At 75.0% G+C, this 16,337-nt stretch carries 16 protein-coding genes; 11 read left to right on the forward strand and 5 right to left on the reverse strand.

Annotated features, from left to right (window positions below):
- Window positions 1-4: 4 nt before the first annotated feature.
- Window positions 5-1,372: an LCP family protein gene (locus AC3WT4_RS12835; RefSeq protein WP_492315613.1), complete on the reverse strand. Its 1,368-nt coding sequence runs from the start codon at window positions 1,370-1,372 to the stop codon at window positions 5-7.
- A gap of 79 nt (window positions 1,373-1,451) precedes the next feature.
- The gene (locus AC3WT4_RS12840) at window positions 1,452-2,687 is read right to left on the reverse strand and encodes a Bcr/CflA family efflux MFS transporter (RefSeq protein ID WP_074809314.1); all 1,236 of its coding nucleotides are present in this window, start codon (window positions 2,685-2,687) and stop codon (window positions 1,452-1,454) included.
- A 165-nt stretch (window positions 2,688-2,852) separates the two neighbouring features.
- On the opposite strand from AC3WT4_RS12840, the gene AC3WT4_RS12845 reads away from it, so the two are divergent.
- On the forward strand, window positions 2,853-3,620 hold the full coding sequence (locus AC3WT4_RS12845; RefSeq protein ID WP_074809312.1) for an SOS response-associated peptidase: 768 nt from the start codon (window positions 2,853-2,855) through the stop codon (window positions 3,618-3,620).
- 90 nt (window positions 3,621-3,710) lie between these two features.
- Here AC3WT4_RS12845 and AC3WT4_RS12850 read toward each other — a convergent pair whose 3' ends face one another.
- Together AC3WT4_RS12850 and AC3WT4_RS12855 are read right to left on the reverse strand one after the other, a co-directional pair.
- Entirely contained in the window at window positions 3,711-4,793 is a 1,083-nt protein-coding gene (locus AC3WT4_RS12850; protein ID WP_286185777.1) for an adenylate/guanylate cyclase domain-containing protein, read from the reverse strand.
- Between the two features lie 142 nt (window positions 4,794-4,935).
- A complete protein-coding gene (locus tag AC3WT4_RS12855) occupies window positions 4,936-5,811 on the reverse strand; it encodes a biotin--[acetyl-CoA-carboxylase] ligase (RefSeq protein WP_492315614.1) in 876 nt (291 codons plus the stop codon).
- A 154-nt stretch (window positions 5,812-5,965) separates the two neighbouring features.
- Here AC3WT4_RS12855 and AC3WT4_RS12860 point away from each other — a divergent pair, with 154 nt between their 5' ends.
- From AC3WT4_RS12860 to AC3WT4_RS12900, 9 genes are all read left to right on the forward strand, one after another.
- A complete protein-coding gene (locus AC3WT4_RS12860) occupies window positions 5,966-7,597 on the forward strand; it encodes an acyl-CoA carboxylase subunit beta (RefSeq protein ID WP_492315615.1) in 1,632 nt (543 codons plus the stop codon).
- A 61-nt stretch (window positions 7,598-7,658) separates the two neighbouring features.
- The gene (locus AC3WT4_RS12865) at window positions 7,659-8,168 is read left to right on the forward strand and encodes a hypothetical protein (protein ID WP_074809302.1); all 510 of its coding nucleotides are present in this window, start codon (window positions 7,659-7,661) and stop codon (window positions 8,166-8,168) included.
- Window positions 8,165-8,431 (forward strand): acyl-CoA carboxylase epsilon subunit, encoded by a 267-nt coding sequence (locus AC3WT4_RS12870; RefSeq protein ID WP_492315616.1) that lies wholly within the window; start codon window positions 8,165-8,167, stop codon window positions 8,429-8,431. Before AC3WT4_RS12865 ends, AC3WT4_RS12870 begins: the two co-directional genes overlap by 4 nt.
- Window positions 8,428-9,141 (forward strand): hypothetical protein, encoded by a 714-nt coding sequence (locus tag AC3WT4_RS12875; protein WP_492315617.1) that lies wholly within the window; start codon window positions 8,428-8,430, stop codon window positions 9,139-9,141. The genes AC3WT4_RS12870 and AC3WT4_RS12875 overlap by 4 nt, the downstream gene beginning before the upstream one ends.
- Before the next feature lie 10 nt (window positions 9,142-9,151).
- On the forward strand, window positions 9,152-10,894 hold the full coding sequence (locus AC3WT4_RS12880) for a DUF885 domain-containing protein (protein WP_492315618.1): 1,743 nt from the start codon (window positions 9,152-9,154) through the stop codon (window positions 10,892-10,894).
- 71 nt (window positions 10,895-10,965) lie between these two features.
- Window positions 10,966-11,130, forward strand: coding sequence for a hypothetical protein (locus AC3WT4_RS12885; protein ID WP_257417029.1), 165 nt, complete (start codon window positions 10,966-10,968; stop codon window positions 11,128-11,130).
- Window positions 11,127-11,519 (forward strand): AEC family transporter, encoded by a 393-nt coding sequence (locus AC3WT4_RS12890; RefSeq protein WP_492315619.1) that lies wholly within the window; start codon window positions 11,127-11,129, stop codon window positions 11,517-11,519. Before AC3WT4_RS12885 ends, AC3WT4_RS12890 begins: the two co-directional genes overlap by 4 nt.
- A gap of 35 nt (window positions 11,520-11,554) precedes the next feature.
- On the forward strand, window positions 11,555-12,214 hold the full coding sequence (locus tag AC3WT4_RS12895) for a Maf family protein (protein WP_108048074.1): 660 nt from the start codon (window positions 11,555-11,557) through the stop codon (window positions 12,212-12,214).
- Between the two features lie 183 nt (window positions 12,215-12,397).
- The gene (locus tag AC3WT4_RS12900) at window positions 12,398-14,197 is read left to right on the forward strand and encodes an acetyl/propionyl/methylcrotonyl-CoA carboxylase subunit alpha (RefSeq protein WP_257417032.1); all 1,800 of its coding nucleotides are present in this window, start codon (window positions 12,398-12,400) and stop codon (window positions 14,195-14,197) included.
- Between the two features lie 147 nt (window positions 14,198-14,344).
- On the opposite strand, the gene AC3WT4_RS12905 is transcribed toward AC3WT4_RS12900, so the two are convergent.
- Window positions 14,345-15,643 (reverse strand): MFS transporter, encoded by a 1,299-nt coding sequence (locus AC3WT4_RS12905; protein ID WP_492315620.1) that lies wholly within the window; start codon window positions 15,641-15,643, stop codon window positions 14,345-14,347.
- Window positions 15,644-15,751: 108 nt separating this feature from the next.
- Between AC3WT4_RS12905 and AC3WT4_RS12910 the strand changes: the two genes are divergently transcribed.
- Window positions 15,752-16,288 (forward strand): NUDIX hydrolase, encoded by a 537-nt coding sequence (locus AC3WT4_RS12910; protein WP_492315634.1) that lies wholly within the window; start codon window positions 15,752-15,754, stop codon window positions 16,286-16,288.
- Window positions 16,289-16,337: the final 49 nt, after the last annotated feature.

Consider the following 16,337-nt stretch of genomic DNA (forward strand, 5'->3'; position numbering starts at 1 on the left):
GAGGTCAGGCGCACACGCCGTCGCGCGGCGCCTCCGTCTCGGCGCCCCCCGGGTCGGTCCCCGCGCCCGGGTCCGTCGCGCCGGTGCCGGGGTCGACGGCGCCGGTCCCGGGGTCGGTGGTGCCTGGGTCCGTCCCCGCGCCGGGGTCGGTCGCGCCGTCCGCGGGCGCCGTGGCGTCGTCGCGGGGGTCCGTGACGGGCTCGTGCCCGGGCGGGGGCGCGTCGTCGATCAGCCGCTGCCAGATCGCGTCGGCCTCCGCCGTCCACTCGACGCGGTTGCGGTCGCTCGCCGCGTCCACGACGGGGACCTGCGTGAAGACGACCTCGGAGGGCTTGATGGCCCGGAGGCTGAACGCGAGCCCGGCGAGCGCCGTCGGGTCCGCGATCGTCGGGTCCGCGCTGATGGAGCCGAGCACGGCCTCGATGACCCCGTAGAGCTGGGGCGAGTTGGTGATGATGTTCTGCGAGAGCAGCTCGCGCACGGCCGAGTCGATGAACGCCTGCTGCCGGGCGATGCGGGTGAGGTCGGAGCCCATCTCGAGGCCCATGCCGGTGCCGTGCCGTGCCCGGAGGAAGCCGATCGCCTCGTGCCCGTCGAGCGTGTGCTCCCCGGCGGGGAGGTCGAGGGTCCCGTACCGGGGGTCCTCCTTGATCGGCTCCGGGAAGCACATGGTCACGCCGTCGATCGCGTCGACCACGCCGATGACCCCGGTCATCTTGACGACGACGTGGTTGGTGATGGGCACGCCCGTGAGGCTGTAGACCGACGAGATCGTGCAGCCGGCGGCCGCCTCCATGTCGTCGACGCCGCCCGACCCGATCTGGAAGGCCTCGTTGAACATGGTGTTGCGCCGCGGCGAGGACATCGACCCGTCGGGCAGCTTGCACGCGGGCAGGTCGACGAGCGAGTCGCGCGGGATCGACACGACCTCCATGCGCGTGCGGTCGCCGGACACGTGCACGATGAACGTGGTGTCGGACCGCATGCCCTCCTCCTCGCCCGCGAGCGCCGCGTTCTCGGCGTCGCGGTAGTCCGTGCCCATGACGAGGATGTTGAGCGCCTTGCCCGCGAACGGGTCGGACGGGTCCTTGGGCGGCGCCTCGGTCGGCATGCCGACGACGTACTCGGACACGTCGCTCACCGTGATCTTCGACTTGAGGTCGAGGTACACGGCTCCCGCCCCGACGGCGACGAAGACGAACGCGCCGGTGAGGACGAGCCCGATCGCCCGGGCGACACGGTGCGAGCGGAGCGCGCGGGCGTGGTGCGGACCCCCGCTGGGCTTGTCGGTCCCGCCCCTGCGGGAGCGCGTCTCCTGCGTCGCGCGAGACCTCGCGCGGGCGGGCGGCGAGGCGGGGGCGGTCTTCGGCACGGTCCGAGAGTAGAGGGTCCGGCGCGGATACGTGCGCCGGACCAGCAGGAGGACGTGTGAAAGGGCGGCGAAGACCGGGTCAGACGGGCGTGTGCCAGCCCCCGCGGCGGAACGCGGGCGTCGCGAGCGCGAGCACAAGGATCGACGCGACGACGGCCCCGAGCATGACGGTGGACATCGCGACGGCGTCGCCGCCGAGGACGCCGACGAGGGGGCTCACGAGCCCGGCGACGCCGGCCTGGAACGCGCCGATGACCGCGGCGGCGGTGCCGGCGATCTCGCCGTGCCGGGTGAGCGCGAGCGCGGAGGCGTTCGCGGGGATGAGGCCCTGCATCGACAGGACGAGGAACAGCGCGGCAACGATCCCGACGATCCCGCCCGCCCCCGTCAGGGCGACGACGAGGAGACCGACGGCGAACACGCCCTGCACGACGAGCGCCGTCCGGAGCAGCCGCACGGGCGCGACGCGGCGGACGAGCGCGGCGTTCGCCTGCGCCGACAGCACGAGCCCGATGCCGTTCACGGCGAACAGGAGCGCGAACTGCCCGTGGCTGAGGCCGTACCCCTCCTGCAGGACGAAGGGTGAGCCGACGACGTAGCTCATGAGCACGGCCTGCCCGAGGCCGGGCAGCACGGCGAGCGCGACGAAGTGCCGGTCGCGCAGGAGGCCCGCGTACCCGCGCAGGACGGTGCGCGCGCCGGCGGGGCGACGGCGCTCGAGCGGCAGGGACTCGGGCATGAAGAACAGGACGATCGCGCCGAGCACGACGCCGCCGAGCGCGAGGACCCAGAAGACCGCCCGCCAGGTGGCGTGCGCGCCGATGAACGACCCGATGGAGGGCGCGAGGAGCGGCGCGAGCCCGATGACGAGCATGAGCCGCGACAGGACGCGCGCGGCCTCGGACCCGGTGAACCGGTCGCGGATGGCGGCGATCGCGACGACCGACGCGGACGCGTTGAAGAACCCCTGGAGCACGCGCAGACCGATGAGGAAGCCGATGTTGGGCGCGAACGCGCACAGGAGCGACGTGACGACGTGCAGCGAGAGCCCGACGAGCACGGGCAGGCGCCGACCGTAGCGGTCGGAGAGCGGCCCGATGACGAGCTGCCCGACGGCGCCGCCGAGGAGCATGCCGGACAGCGTGAGCTGCGCGAGGGAGTCGGGCGCGCCGAGCTCGGCGCCCACCTCGGGCAGGAGCGGCAGGTACATGTCCACCGTGAGCGCGGGCAGCGTGGCGAGCGCACCGAGCAGCAGGACCCAGCGGGCGGACGATCTCGGTCGGGGCACGGCGGGGTCGACCGAGGAAGGGGGCATGACTCCCATCGTAACGATTCGATCGCGCGCGGACCGGGGTCCTGGGCGTGACCCTGCTCTCCCTCGGCAACCGTCTCGACCGCCGTGCCCGCGGAGCGGGACCCTCCCCCGTGCCCGCCCGTCGTCCCCGGCGCGAGCGTGGGTGGCGTGCGGCACGCTGGAGCCATGTGCGGACGCTATGCCTCCTTCCGGGACGCCCAGGACCTCGCGGACGAGTTCGCGATCGCCGACGTGGCCGACGACGCGCGCCTCCTCCCGCCGTCGTGGAACCTCGCGCCGACGGACCCGGTGCGGATCGTCGTCGAGCGCGCCGCGAAGGACACGGGCGAGGTGCGCCGCTCGCTGCGGCTCGCGCGCTGGGGCCTCGTGCCGTCGTGGTCGAAGGACCCGAAGGGCGGCGCGCGGATGATCAACGCGCGTGCGGAGTCGATCCTCGACAAGCCGGCGTTCGCCAAGCCGTTCGGCGTGCGCCGGTGCCTCGTGCCGGCGGACGGCTACTACGAGTGGCGCGTCCTGCCCGACGGCGCGTCCCCCGCCGGGTCCGCGGGCGTGCCGGCGCGCCGGGGCAAGGTCCCCAAGCAGCCGTACTGGATCGCGCCCGACGACGGGCGCAGCGCCGCGTTCGCGGGGCTCTACGAGTTCTGGCGCGACCGCACCAAGGCGGACGACGACCCGGACCGCTGGCTCGTCTCGACGACCATCATCACGACCGACGCGGCGCCGTACCTCGCCGAGATCCACGACCGCATGCCGCTCGCCCTGCCGTCCGACGCCTGGGACGCCTGGCTCGACCCGGCGGTCGACGCGCGGGGTGCCGCCGACCTCCTCGGGCTCGGCGGCCCGCACGACGACGTCCCCATGGTCGCGCGCGAGATCTCGACCCTGGTCAACTCCGTGACGAACGACGGCCCGGGGCTCCTCGAGGCCGTCTGACCGGTCGCCGCCCCGCCGGACGCACGTCAGGTGCCGTGCGGACGTCAGGTGCCGTGCGGACGTCAGCGGCCGGGTGCCGACGGCGTGCGGTCAGCCGCGGTAGGCCCACTGGAGGCGCACGGGCTCGATCGTGCCGAGGCCCTGCACCTCCGTCTCCGGCTGCGCCGTGAGCGCGAACCGCTGGTCTCCGGCGAGCAGGCCCGCCGTCTCGCGGTCGACGAGCACCGTCGTCGGGTCGGCGATGTCGACGAGGCGCGCCGCGAGGTTGACGCTCGGCCCGAACACGTCGCCGAACCGCGACAGCACCCGCCCCCACACGAGGCTCACGCGCACGGGCGGCACGTCGACGTCCTCCTCGCGCCCGCCCGCCTCGGCCAGGCCGAGCGCGACGCGCGCGCCGGTCGCGACGTCGTCGGCCACGTAGAGCACCGCGTCACCGATCGTCTTGACGACGCGCCCGCCGGCCGCGGTGATGACGTCGCGCGCGCTCGTCTCGAAGAGCTGCACGAACTCGGCGAGCTCGCTCGAGCCGAGCCCGCGGGTGCGCTGCGTGAAGGACACGATGTCCGCGAAGCCGACCGCACGCGGCAGCGGGAGCTCGTGCTCGTCGACGGCGGTGGCGCGCGCGTCGGAGAACTCGACCGCGAACCTCCCGGCGACCGCCGCGAGCTGGCGCCGCCACGCGTGCAGGAGCTGCTCCTCGAGGACGGGCGCGAGCTCGGGGAGCCGGTCGAGCACGAGCAGGCGCGCGCTCGTGTCGTCGAGGTCGAACCGCCGCGTGAGGTGCTCGACGAGCGCCTCGACCTGCCACAGCACGAGGCGCTCGGTCGTGTGCCCCGTCGAGCGGATGAGCGTCGTGAGGGCACGCTGGTCGAGCTGCTCCTGCGCGGCGAACGCGAACACGTCCGCGAGCGCCTGCGCGTCGCGCTCGGTGAAGGCGTGCTCCTCGCCCTCGGTGAGCGGGAGCCCGAGGGCCTGCCAGTAGCCGCGGACGCGGTCCTCGTCGACGCCGGCCCGCTCGGCGAGCCGCTCGACGGTCAGGGTGCGGGGTCCGCCGAGGAGCGCCTCGTCGAGCACCGCCTCGGTCGCCTCGGCCTCGGTGGTCGGTGCGTCGCCCTCCGCGGTCGTCGCGGACGGTGCGGGGGCGAGCTCGTTCTCCGGGTCCACTGGCACCCGGCGATCCTATTCCTCGGCCGGGCTCGCCGAGATCGGCGGTCGCACGCGAGATCGGCACGCACGACCGCCGACCCGGCCTGGGACCGCCGACCTCGCGCGGGCCCGGTCAGGTGTGGGGGCCGGTCAGACGTGGGGCCGGTCAGACGTGGGGGCGCAGATGGTGCACGTCGCCGCTGTGGTGGACGGTCGACGTGCCGTCGTCGAGGCGGACCTCGAGTCCGCCGTCGGAGGCGAGCCCGGTCGCGAGCCCGACGACGTCGCCACCCGCGACGCGCTCGACGCGCACGCGCGTGCCGAGCGTGGCGCTGACCTCGGCGCAGTCGGCGTCGAGCCCGGCGGCGTGCGCGTCGCCCCCGGCGTCCTGCCAGCGTGCGAGGACCTCGCCGAAGGCCTCGTGCAGCGCGACGAGCACGACCTCCCGGTCGGTCGTCGCGGCCCCGGCGAGGGCGAGCGAGGTGGCCGTCGGGACGGGCAGCTCGTCGCGCCGCTGCGCGACGTTGAGGCCGACGCCGACGACGACCCCGCCGTCGGGCAGCACCTCGGCGAGGATGCCCGCGACCTTGCGCAGCGGTGCGGGCTCGCCCGCGCCGGGGTCGGGGACGAGGACGTCGTTGGGCCACTTGACGACGGCGTCGACGCCGGCGGTGGCGCGCAGCGCGCGGGCGGTCGCGAGGCCGGCGAGCAGCGGGAGCCAGCTCAGGGCCTCGCGCGGGACGTCGGGCCGCAGCAGGAGGGAGCCGAGCAGGGCGGTGCGGGGCGGCGTCGTCCACGAGCGGCCGAGCCGGCCGCGGCCCCCGGGCTGGTGCTCGGCGACGAGGAGCGCGGGAGCGGGCCACGCGGCCGGGTCGTGCGCGACGGCGGCCGCGAGCTCCGCGTTGGTGGACCCGGACTCGGGCACGACCTCGAGCCGGGCGAGCGGCCCGGCGGGCGCCACGAGCAGCTCGCGCAGGAAGTCGGCCCGCAGCGGGGGTCGCTCGTCGCCGGACGGGGTCTCGGGGTCGTGCGCGGTCGCCATGCCCGCCATCCTCGCGCACGGCGCACGCACCGCACGAGGCGGGGACCGGCCGACCTGCGACCGGCCGCGTTGTGGGGACCCACCAACCCGGGCCCCCGCGGTGCTGGCGGCGGCCGCATCGAGTGGGTGCGATCCTCCAACTAGGCTCGGGTGCGTGACGGACTCTGCGACGACCTCGCCCGCGACGACCGAGAGCGCCGACGCGCCCCGCCTCACCGGGACCGCGGCGAAGCTCGCCGACCTCGACCGCCGTCGCGCGGAGGCGGCCGGGCTGCCCGAGGAGGCGGCGCGGACCAAGCAGCACGCGCGCGGCAAGAAGACGGCCCGCGAGCGCATCGACGCGCTCCTCGACGAGGGGAGCTTCGTCGAGCTCGACGCGTTCGCGAAGCACCGCTCCCACAACTTCGGCCTGGAGAAGAAGCGGCTCGCGGGCGACGGCGTCGTCGTCGGGCACGGCACGATCGACGGCCGCCAGGTGTGCGTGTACTCGCAGGACTTCACGGTGTTCGGCGGGAGCCTCGGCGAGGTCCACGGGCAGAAGATCACCAAGGTGCAGGACCTCGCGCTGCGCACCGGCGTGCCGCTCATCGGCATCTCCGACGGCGGCGGGGCGCGCATCCAGGAGGGCGTCGCGGCGCTCACGCAGTTCGCGGAGATCTTCCGCCGCAACGTCGCGTCGTCGGGCGTGATCCCGCAGATCTCGCTCATCCTCGGCCCGAGCGCGGGCGGCGCGGTGTACTCCCCCGCCCTCACGGACTTCATCGTCATGGCCGACAAGACGTCGAACATGTTCATCACCGGGCCGGACGTGATCCGCGCCGTGACGGGCGAGGACGTGGGCTTCGAGGAGCTCGGCGGCGGCCTGACGCACAACGAGAAGTCCGGTGTCGCGCACTACCTGGGCAGCGACGAGGACGACGCGATCGACTACGTGCGCCACCTGGTGTCGTACCTGCCGCAGAACAACCTGTCGGACGCGCCGACGTTCCCGCCCGACGACGTCGAGCTCGCGGTCACGGAGGAGGACGAGGAGCTGGACACGCTCGTCCCGGACTCCGACTCGCAGCCGTACGACATGCGCACGGTGATCGAGCACGTGCTCGACGAGGGCGCGTTCCTCGAGGTGCAGCCGCTGTTCGCGAAGAACGTGCTGGTCGGGTTCGGGCACGTGGAGGGCCAGTCGGTCGGCGTCGTCGCGAACCAGCCGCTCGCGATGGCCGGCACGCTCGACATCGACGCGGCCGAGAAGGCGGCGCGGTTCGTGCGCACGTGCGACGCGTTCAACATCCCGGTGCTCACGCTCGTGGACGTCCCGGGCTTCCTGCCGGGCGTCGACCAGGAGCACCAGGGCATCATCCGTCGCGGCGCGAAGCTCATCTACGCCTACGCGGAGGCCACGGTCCCGCTCGTCACGGTCATCACGCGCAAGGCGTACGGCGGCGCCTACATCGTCATGGGGTCCAAGCAGCTCGGCGCGGACGTCAACCTCGCGTGGCCGACGGCGCAGGTCGCGGTCATGGGCGCGGGCGGCGCGGTGAACATCCTGCAGCGCGCGGCGCTCAAGCGGGCGGCCGACGCGGGCGACGACGTCGAGGCGGAGCGCGCGCGCCTCGTCGCCGAGTACGAGGACGCGATCGTCAACCCGTGGGACGCCGCGGAGCGCGGCTACGTGGACGCGGTGATCCGGCCGTCGGAGACGCGCGTGCAGGTGGTGCGCGCGCTGCGCGCCCTGCGGACCAAGCGCGCGAGCCTGCCGCCCAAGAAGCACGGCAACATCCCCCTGTGAGCGCCGCGGACCGCACCAGCCCGACGACCCGTCGCACGAGCAGCCCGAGAGAAGGACGGTCATGAGCCACGAGGACGCCACGCACGGCCCCGCGCCGCTGGGCGCGGTCGACCCGGCACCGATGCACGCCGCGGTCGACGCGCTCGCCGCGGCGCTGCACGAGTACGTCGGCACGGCCGTGGGGGTGCGCGCCGAGTTCGGGGCGTCGGAGGCGGACGAGGACCCGCGCGTCCTCGCGCTCGAGTCGCGCGTCGGCGCGCTCAACGCGCAGCTCTTCGACGTGCTGCACGAGGCGCTCGGCATCCACCCGGACCTCACGTCGTCCGTCTGGGAGCCCGTGGAGGGCGAGGACACCGACGACGCGGACGCCGCGCCCGCGGACCTGGAGGACGACACGTTCACCCTGGAGTACGTCGTCGTCTCGCGCCCCGGCGGGCCCGACCTGGACGACGTCGTCGGGCTGCTGGACTCGTGGGGCCACGAGGCGCACGCGCGCCTCACCGAGGCGGGCTACGACGTCCCCGAGTGGGGCGTCGGCCGCGGCACGGACGAGCACGAGGACGACGCGTGAGCGAGCAGCGGCAGGTGCCCGGCGCCCCGAGCGTGCGCGTCGTGCGCGGCGCCCCCGACGATCTCGAGGTCGCCGCGCTCGTGGCCGGGCTCGCCGCGGCGGCCGCGGCCGGCGACGTGCCCGACGACGTCGCGCCCGTGGACGAGTGGACCAACCGCGCGCGCGTGCTGCGCGGGACGGGCGACGGCGCGACCGCGAAGAGCTTCGGCGGCCGCGCCGGGCGGCACAACGCCGACTCCTGGCGCTGGAGCCTGCGCTCGTGACGACGCCCGGCCCGTCCCCCCGCGTGCGTCGGCTGCCCGAGCGGGCGGTGCTCGTGGAGCCCGCTCCGTCGGCCGACGCCGTCGAGGCCGACCCGACGGCGCTGCCGCCGGTCGCACCCGTCGCCGCGTGGCGCCGCTGGGCCTGGGCGGTCGCCTTCGTGCCGACGGTCGCGCTCCTCGTTTACCAGCGTGCGGGCGCCGCGCGCGGCTGGCCGGTCCCGGAGTCGCTCGTGGTCGTGGCGACCCTCGGCCTGCTCCTGACCGCGCTGCTCGCGCTCGTGCGCTACCAGGACGACCGCGCCGCCGCGCGTCTCGCGCGCGGTCGCGACGCGCTGCTCGCCGACCCCGTCCGGGCCACGGGCACGCTCACCGTGCCCGTACCGGACACCGACGACCCGCCGCCCGGTGCGCACGACGTGCGCGGGACGCTCGTCGTCACGACGGGCTCGGGCGTGGCGACGGCGCGGCCGGTGCGCGTCGTCGTGCCCGCGGGCGCGGCGGGCCCCCGCCCGGGCGACCCGGTCGCCGTCTGGCACGCGGCCGACGACGAGGACGCGTCCGGGGTGCTGCTCGTCCGCTACCACCGCGCGTGGGCCGACGACCTGCTCGCCGCGCTGCGCAGGGGCGGCCCGGCAGCGGACGACGGGGCGGACCAGGACGGGCCGGACCAGCCCGATGGTCGCACGGAGCGCCCGCCCCGCGCCGAGTAGTCTCGTCCGGGTGAGCGACACCACCACCACCCCCGCCGGCGCCTCCGCCGGGACCCCCGACCGCACCCCCACGCCGATCGACGCCGTCGCCGAGGCCTACGTCACGCGGGTCGCCGAGCTCGACCCGCTGGCCGCCACCTCGATGGGCCTGTCCGGCTACGACCACCTCGTCACCGACCTCTCCCCCGCCGGGCACGAGGCACGCGCCGAGGCCGACCGCGCGGTGCTGCGCGAGCTCGACGGCCTCGAGCCGGTCGACGACGTCGACCGCGTCACCCTCGCGGCGATGCGTGAGCGCATCGGCCTGCAGCTCGAGCTGCACGAGGCCGGCGAGCCGCTCGCGAGCCTCAACAACATCGCGTCGCCCGTGCCGGAGCTGCGCGACGTCTTCGACATCATGCCGACGGGCACGGTCGAGGCGTGGGAGAACATCGCGGCCCGCCTCAACGGCCTTCCCGGCGCGATCGACGGCTACATGGCGTCGCTCACGGAGGCGGCGTCGCGCGGCAACGTCGCCGCGATCCGCCAGGTGCGGATCGGCGTGGCGCAGTCGCGCGAGCTCGCCGACCCGCAGGGCTCGTTCTTCACGTCCTTCGTCTCGGGTCCCGAGGCCGACGCCGTCCTCGACGACTCCGCCGCGTGCTCGCTCGTGCGCAAGGAGCTCGAGCACGGCGCCGCCGCCGCGCGCGAGGCGTACGGCCGTCTCGCGGACTTCCTCGAGACGACCCTCGCCCCGCAGGCCCGCGCCGAGGACGCCGTCGGCCGCGAGCGCTACCGCCTCTTCTCGCGCACGTTCCTCGGTGCCGAGGTCGACCTCGACGAGACGTACGCGTGGGGTCTGGAAGAGCTCGCGCGCGTCGTCGCGGAGCAGGAGGAGATCGCGCGCCGTATCGCCGGCCCGGGGGCGAGCGTCGAGGACGCGGTCGCGGCGCTGGACGCCGACCCGAGCCGCAAGCTCCTCGGCAAGGACGCCCTCAAGGCGTGGATGCAGGAGACGTCGGACGCCGCGGTCGCCGCGCTGAACGGCGTCCACTTCGACATCCCGGCCCCCGTGCTCGACCTCGAGTGCATGATCGCGCCGACCCAGACCGGCGGGATCTACTACACCCCGCCGAGCGACGACTTCTCCCGCCCGGGCCGCATGTGGTGGTCCGTCCCCGCGGACGTCACCGAGTTCAACACGTGGCGCGAGAAGACGACCGTCTACCACGAGGGCGTCCCCGGCCACCACCTGCAGTGCGGCCAGGCCGTGTACGCGCGCGCGACGCTCAACACGTGGCGCCGCCTGGCGTGCTGGGTCTCGGGCCACGGCGAGGGCTGGGCCCTGTACGCCGAGCGCCTCATGGCGGACCTCGGGTTCCTCGACGACGACGGCGACCGCCTCGGCATGCTCGACGCGCAGCGCATGCGTGCCGCGCGCGTCGTGCTCGACATCGGGGTGCACCTCGGGCTCCCCGCCCCGCAGGAGTGGGGCGGCGGCACGTGGGACGCCGACAAGGCGCTCGCGTTCCTGCGCGCCAACGTCAACATGCCCGACTCGTTCGTGCGGTTCGAGCTCGACCGCTACCTCGGCTGGCCGGGCCAGGCGCCGTCCTACAAGGTCGGGCAGCGGCTGTGGGAGGCCACGCGCGACGACGCGCGCGCCGCGGCGCAGTCCCGCGGCGAGCAGTTCGACGCGAAGGCGTTCCACGAGCGCGCGCTCAACCTCGGTTCCGTGGGCCTCGACGTGCTGCGCGACGCGCTCTCGTCGTGACCCCCGCGCACGACCGGCCCGGGACGGCGGCACGCCGCCCCGGGCCGGCCGGCGTCCGGCTGCCCTGAGCCGTGGGCGCCGTCCTCACCGGCTTCGCCGTCATCGCCGTCGTCGTGGCCGCCGGGTACGTCACCGCGCGCCTCGGCATCGGGGGCCCCGACGCGCGGACCGCGCTCAACCGCGTCGGGTTCTTCCGATCATCCTCGGGTCGCTCGCGGGCTCCGTCGTCTCGGTGAGCGGCTGGACGTCGCCGGTGGCCGTCATGGCCCCGCTCGACATCCTCGGCGGGGCCGCGATCCCCATGATCCTGCTCGCGTTCGGCATGTCGCTGCACGGCACGCGCCCGCTCCGGCGCGGCGAGCCGCGCGCGGCCGTGGGCGTCGCGAGCGCCGCGAAGCTCGTCGTCATGCCGGTGGTCGCGTTCGTCGTCTCGCACCTCGTGCTCGGGCTCGACGACGCGGCGGTCGCCTCGGCGGTCACGCTCGCCGCGCTGCCCACCGCGCAGAACGTCGACAACTACGCGGCGCGGTTCGGCCGCGGCGAGATCCTCGCGCGCGACACGATCCTCGTCACGACGGTCGGCTCGCCCGTCGTGCTCCTCGTCGCGGCGCTGCTCCTCGCGTAGCCGGGGCCGCGCGCCGTGCCGGGTAGTCTGCGCGGGTGCTCCGACTGCTCCTCGCCTCTCGCTCCCCCGCCCGCCTCGCGACGCTCCGCGCGGCCGGCGTCGACCCGCTCGTGCGCGTGTCCGGGGTCGACGAGGACGCCGTGCTGCGCGCGGCCGCCGCGGAGCGCGGCGGGCTCGAGCCCGTCGACGCCGTGCTCGTCCTCGCGCGCGCCAAGGCGGAGGAGGTCGTCCGCACGCTCGACCCGGCGGCCGCAGGGACACCGGAGGACGACGCCGCGCTGCTCGTCGGGTGCGACTCGATGCTGGAGCTCGACGGCGAGGTGCTCGGCAAGCCCGCCGACGCGGACGACGCGCGCGCCCGCTGGCGCGCCATGCGGGGCCGTGCCGGCGTCCTGCACACGGGGCACTGGCTCGTGGACCTGCGCCCGGCCGACGCCGGGGGGACGGGCGCTGCGGTGGGCGCGACGAGCTCGACCGTCGTGCACTTCGCCGACCTCGCGGACGACGAGATCGACGCCTACGTGGCCACCGGCGAGCCGCTCCACGTGGCCGGCGCCTTCACGGTCGACGGCCTCGGCGGCCCGTACGTGGAGCGGATCGAGGGCGACCACCACGGCGTCGTCGGGATCAGCCTGCCGCTCGTGCGGTCGCTCCTGCGCGAGGTCGGGGTGGCCTGGCACGCGCTGCGCGCCTGACGCGTCGCGCGTGCGCCGCGTTGTCGAGGGCGGACAACGCGGCGCACCTCACGGAGCCCAGGGACGGGCCGCTATGGAGGTTTCCGACAACCGCCCTCGGCGCGGCTTGGTTTGTTCTCCAATCTTGTCCGGTACCGCGCGCAGGAGCGTGAACCGCGCCGTGCGCACGCGTTACCGTGAGCCGTGCCCGCGAACCCCACCCGCCCCCTGAGCAAGGTCCTCGTCGCCAACCGTGGCGAGATCGCCGTCCGGATCGTGCGCGCGTGCGCCGACGCCGGCATCGCGTCCGTCGCGGTCTACGCCGACCCCGACCGCCAGGCCCTGCACGTGCACCTCGCCGACGAGGCGTTCGCGCTCGGCGGCACCCGCGCGGCCGAGACCTACCTCGACATCGCGAAGCTCCTGGACGTCGCGCGCCGCTCCGGTGCCGACGCCGTGCACCCCGGGTACGGGTTCCTCGCCGAGAACGCCGAGTTCGCGCAGGCCGTGCTCGACGCCGGGCTCGTCTGGATCGGGCCGCCGCCCGCCGCGATCGACGCGCTCGGCGACAAGGTCAGCGCCCGCCACATCGCGCACCGCGCGGGCGCCCCCCTCGTCCCCGGCACGCCCGACCCGGTCGCCGACGCGAGCGAGGTCCACGCGTTCGCGGCCGAGCACGGGCTGCCCATCGCGATCAAGGCGGCGTTCGGCGGTGGCGGCCGCGGCCTCAAGGTCGCGCGCAGCACCGACGAGATCGACGAGCTCTACGAGTCGGCCGTCCGCGAGGCGACCGCCGCGTTCGGTCGCGGCGAGTGCTTCGTCGAGCGGTACCTCGACACCCCCCGCCACGTCGAGACCCAGTGCCTCGCCGACGAGCACGGCACGGTCGTCGTCGTCTCCACGCGTGACTGCTCGCTCCAGCGCCGCCACCAGAAGCTCGTCGAGGAGGCGCCCGCGCCGTTCCTCAGCGCCGCCCAGGAGGCCGAGCTGTACAAGGCGTCCGAGGCCATCCTCCGAGAGGCCGGGTATGTGGGCGCCGGGACGTGCGAGTTCCTCGTCGGCGCCGACGGCACCATCTCCTTCCTCGAGGTCAACACCCGCCTGCAGGTCGAGCACCCCGTCTCCGAGGAGGTCACCGGCATCGACCTCGTGCGCGAGCAGCTGCGCATCGCCGCCGGGGAGCCCCTCGGGTACACCTCCACCCAGGTGCGCGGCCACTCGATCGAGTTCCGCATCAACGGCGAGGACCCGGCTGCGAACTTCCTCCCCGCCCCGGGACGCATCACGCGCCTGCGGTTCCCGTCCGGCCCCGGCGTCCGCGTCGACTCCGGCGTCGTCGAGGGCGACACGATCTCCGGCGCGTTCGACTCGATGATCGCCAAGCTCGTCGTCACCGGCGCCACGCGTGAGCAGGCCGTCCAGCGCGCCCGCCGCGCCCTGCGCGAGCTCGAGGTCGAGGGCATCCCGACCGTCGTCCCGTTCCACCGGGCCGTGCTCGACGCCGAGGCGTTCGTCCCCACCGACGACGAGCCGTTCCGCGTGCACACCCGGTGGATCGAGACCGAGTTCGCCGACCGGCTCGCCACGCTCGCACCAGCCCCGGCGGCGCCCGCGGACGAGGACGACGAGCCGCTCGCGACCGAGCGCGTCGTCGTCGAGGTCGGCGGCAAGCGGCTCGAGGTCGTGCTGCCCGCCGGGCTCGGCATGGCCGCCGGGCGCGCCCGCACCGCCAACGCCGCCCGGCGCCCGGCGCGCCGCAGCGCCGCGAAGTCCAACGGCGGCGGGTCGGGCACGACGCTCGCCTCCCCCATGCAGGGCACCATCGTCAAGGTCGCCGTCGCCGACGGCACCCAGGTCGCCGAGGGCGACCTCGTCGTCGTGCTCGAGGCGATGAAGATGGAGCAGCCCCTCCTCGCCCACCGCGCCGGCACCGTCCGCTCGCTCTCGGCGACCGCGGGCGCGAGCGTCAGCTCCGGCACGGCCATCTGCGAGATCGTCGACTGACCTGCGCGTCCCGCCCCGGCGTCCGACGGGGCAGACCCGGTCGTCCCGAGACCGGCACCACCGACCGAGCTCGGCAGTCGGGGTCACGGTCGGCCGCCGTGGCTGCCGATCTCGACCGCGAGCGCCGAGCTCGCGGTCTTCCCGCCGTCAGCGGGACTGGGCGGCGGCGCGGATCGCCCGGCGGCCCGAGGGCAGCGCGACGGCGACGGTCACGACGAGGAACATGAGGACCCCGGAGACCACGAGCAGCGACTCGACGGAGAAGCGGTCCGCGAGCGGGCCGAACACGACCATCCCGAGCGGCATCGAGACCGCCATGACGATGCCGACGAAGCCGAAGACCCGGCCCTGGCGCTCCGGCTCGACGGTCTCCTGGAGCACGGTCATCGACGTCGTGGAGAAGGGCGGCACGGAGAGCCCGAGCAGGAACATGAAGACGAAGAACACCCACATGTTCGTCGAGACGCCCATCGCGACGGACAGGACGCCGAAGACGAACGTCGAGCCGACGATCATCGCGATCCGGTTCTTCAGCCCGCCCCACGTCGCGAGCAGCACCCCACCGAGGAGCATCCCGACGGAGAACGCGACCTCGTTGACGGTGAGCTTCCAGACCTCCTCGCCGAAGGTGCGCGCGACCATGAGCGGCGTGAGGTACGACGGCGCGACGATGAGCAGGAACACGACGGCGTAGAGGCCCAGGACCCACCGGACGAACGGGTGCGACCCGAGGTAGCGGAACCCTTCGACGAGGTCGTCGAAGTACCCGGCTCGCTCGCCCGTGGCCGCACGCACGAGGGTCGGCACGGGCACGAGCAGGAGGAGCCCGATCCCGATCACCGCCGTGACGACGTCGACGAAGAACACGGCGACGAGGGACATGCTCGCGTACAGCGCCGCGGCGACCGCGGGCGCGAGGAGCATCATCGCGGACTGGATCGACTGGTTGATGCCGTTGACCCGCAGGAGCCTGCTCGTCGGGACGATCTGCGGGAGGAGCGCCGCGACGGCCGGGGTCTGGATCCCGGCGCCCGTCGAGCGGACGGCCAGCGCGGCGTAGATGAGCCAGAGGTCGTCGGCCCCGCCGAGCATGAGGAGCGCGAGCGCGAGCGTCGTCACCGCGATCGTGGCGTCGGCGGCGATGACGAGCGCCTTGCGGTTCACCCGGTCTGCCCACACGCCGCCGAAGAGGGAGACGACGGCCTGCGGGAGGAACCCGAAGAGCGTGCTCAGCGCGAGCACGGAGCCGGACTTCGTCTCGATCGTCAGGTGCCACATGACGGCGTACTGGACGAGCATCGAGCCGAACAGGGAGACCGTCTGCCCCGAGAGGAACACCGCGGTGTCGCGGCGCCACCGGGGCCGGGCGAGCGTGTCGTCCTCGGCGGGACGGTCGACGGCGTCCGCCGTCGCCGCGTCGGCGTTCTCGTACGGCGTATGGCTCACCCGGACATGGTGCCGGTCGCCACCCACACGGTCCACGGAATTCGCCGACGGCGCACCACCGCACGGGGCGGGGCGCCGCACCGGGCTGGCAGCATGGGGCTCGTGACGATCCCGACCGCCCCCCGCGACCCCGACGAGCCGCCGACCCGGCTCCCCCGCCACCTCCAGCCCGGCGACGGCTGGGTCGAGTGCGCGTGCGGACGCCGGCACTGGGGGTTGTTCGGGGCGGCCGGGCTGCTGCTCGCGCGGCGCGACGGTGCCGGGCGCGTGACCCACGTCGTGCTCCAGCACCGCGCACCGTGGTCGGACCAGGGCGGCACGTGGGGCGTGCCGGGGGGCGCCGTCGGGCCGGACGAGACCCCGGCCCAGGGCGCTCTGCGCGAGGCGGAGGAGGAGGCGGGCATCGACCCCGCGGCGGTGCGCGTCGTCGCCGAGCGCGTGCTCGACCACGGCCCGTGGCGCTACACGACGGTGCTCGCGGAGGTCGCGGACGGCGCGCCGGTCGAGCCGCGCGCGACCGACGCCGAGAGCATCGAGGTCCGCTGGGTCGCGGTCGACGACGTCGCGGGCCTGCCCCTCCTGCCCGCCTTCGGGGACGCCTGGCCGGGTCTGCGCGCCCTGCTCGACGGCGCGCCCGCGGGCTGACGGCGGCACCGGCCGCACGGCCGGGCCCGGCCCCGGCGTCCGACCACCC

This window comes from Cellulosimicrobium sp. EB106-03-01-XG111, assembly GCF_058792115.1.

What these genes read in the sequence shown, in the direction of transcription:
- AC3WT4_RS12855 (WP_492315614.1), bottom strand. Translation starts at nt 5,811, where the DNA reads ATGGCGACCGCGCACGACCCCGAGACCCCGTCCGGCGACGAGCGACCC.
- AC3WT4_RS12840 (WP_074809314.1), bottom strand. Translation starts at nt 2,687, where the DNA reads ATGCCCCCTTCCTCGGTCGACCCCGCCGTGCCCCGACCGAGATCGTCC.
- AC3WT4_RS12865 (WP_074809302.1), top strand. Translation starts at nt 7,659, where the DNA reads ATGAGCCACGAGGACGCCACGCACGGCCCCGCGCCGCTGGGCGCGGTC.
- AC3WT4_RS12845 (WP_074809312.1), top strand. Translation starts at nt 2,853, where the DNA reads ATGTGCGGACGCTATGCCTCCTTCCGGGACGCCCAGGACCTCGCGGAC.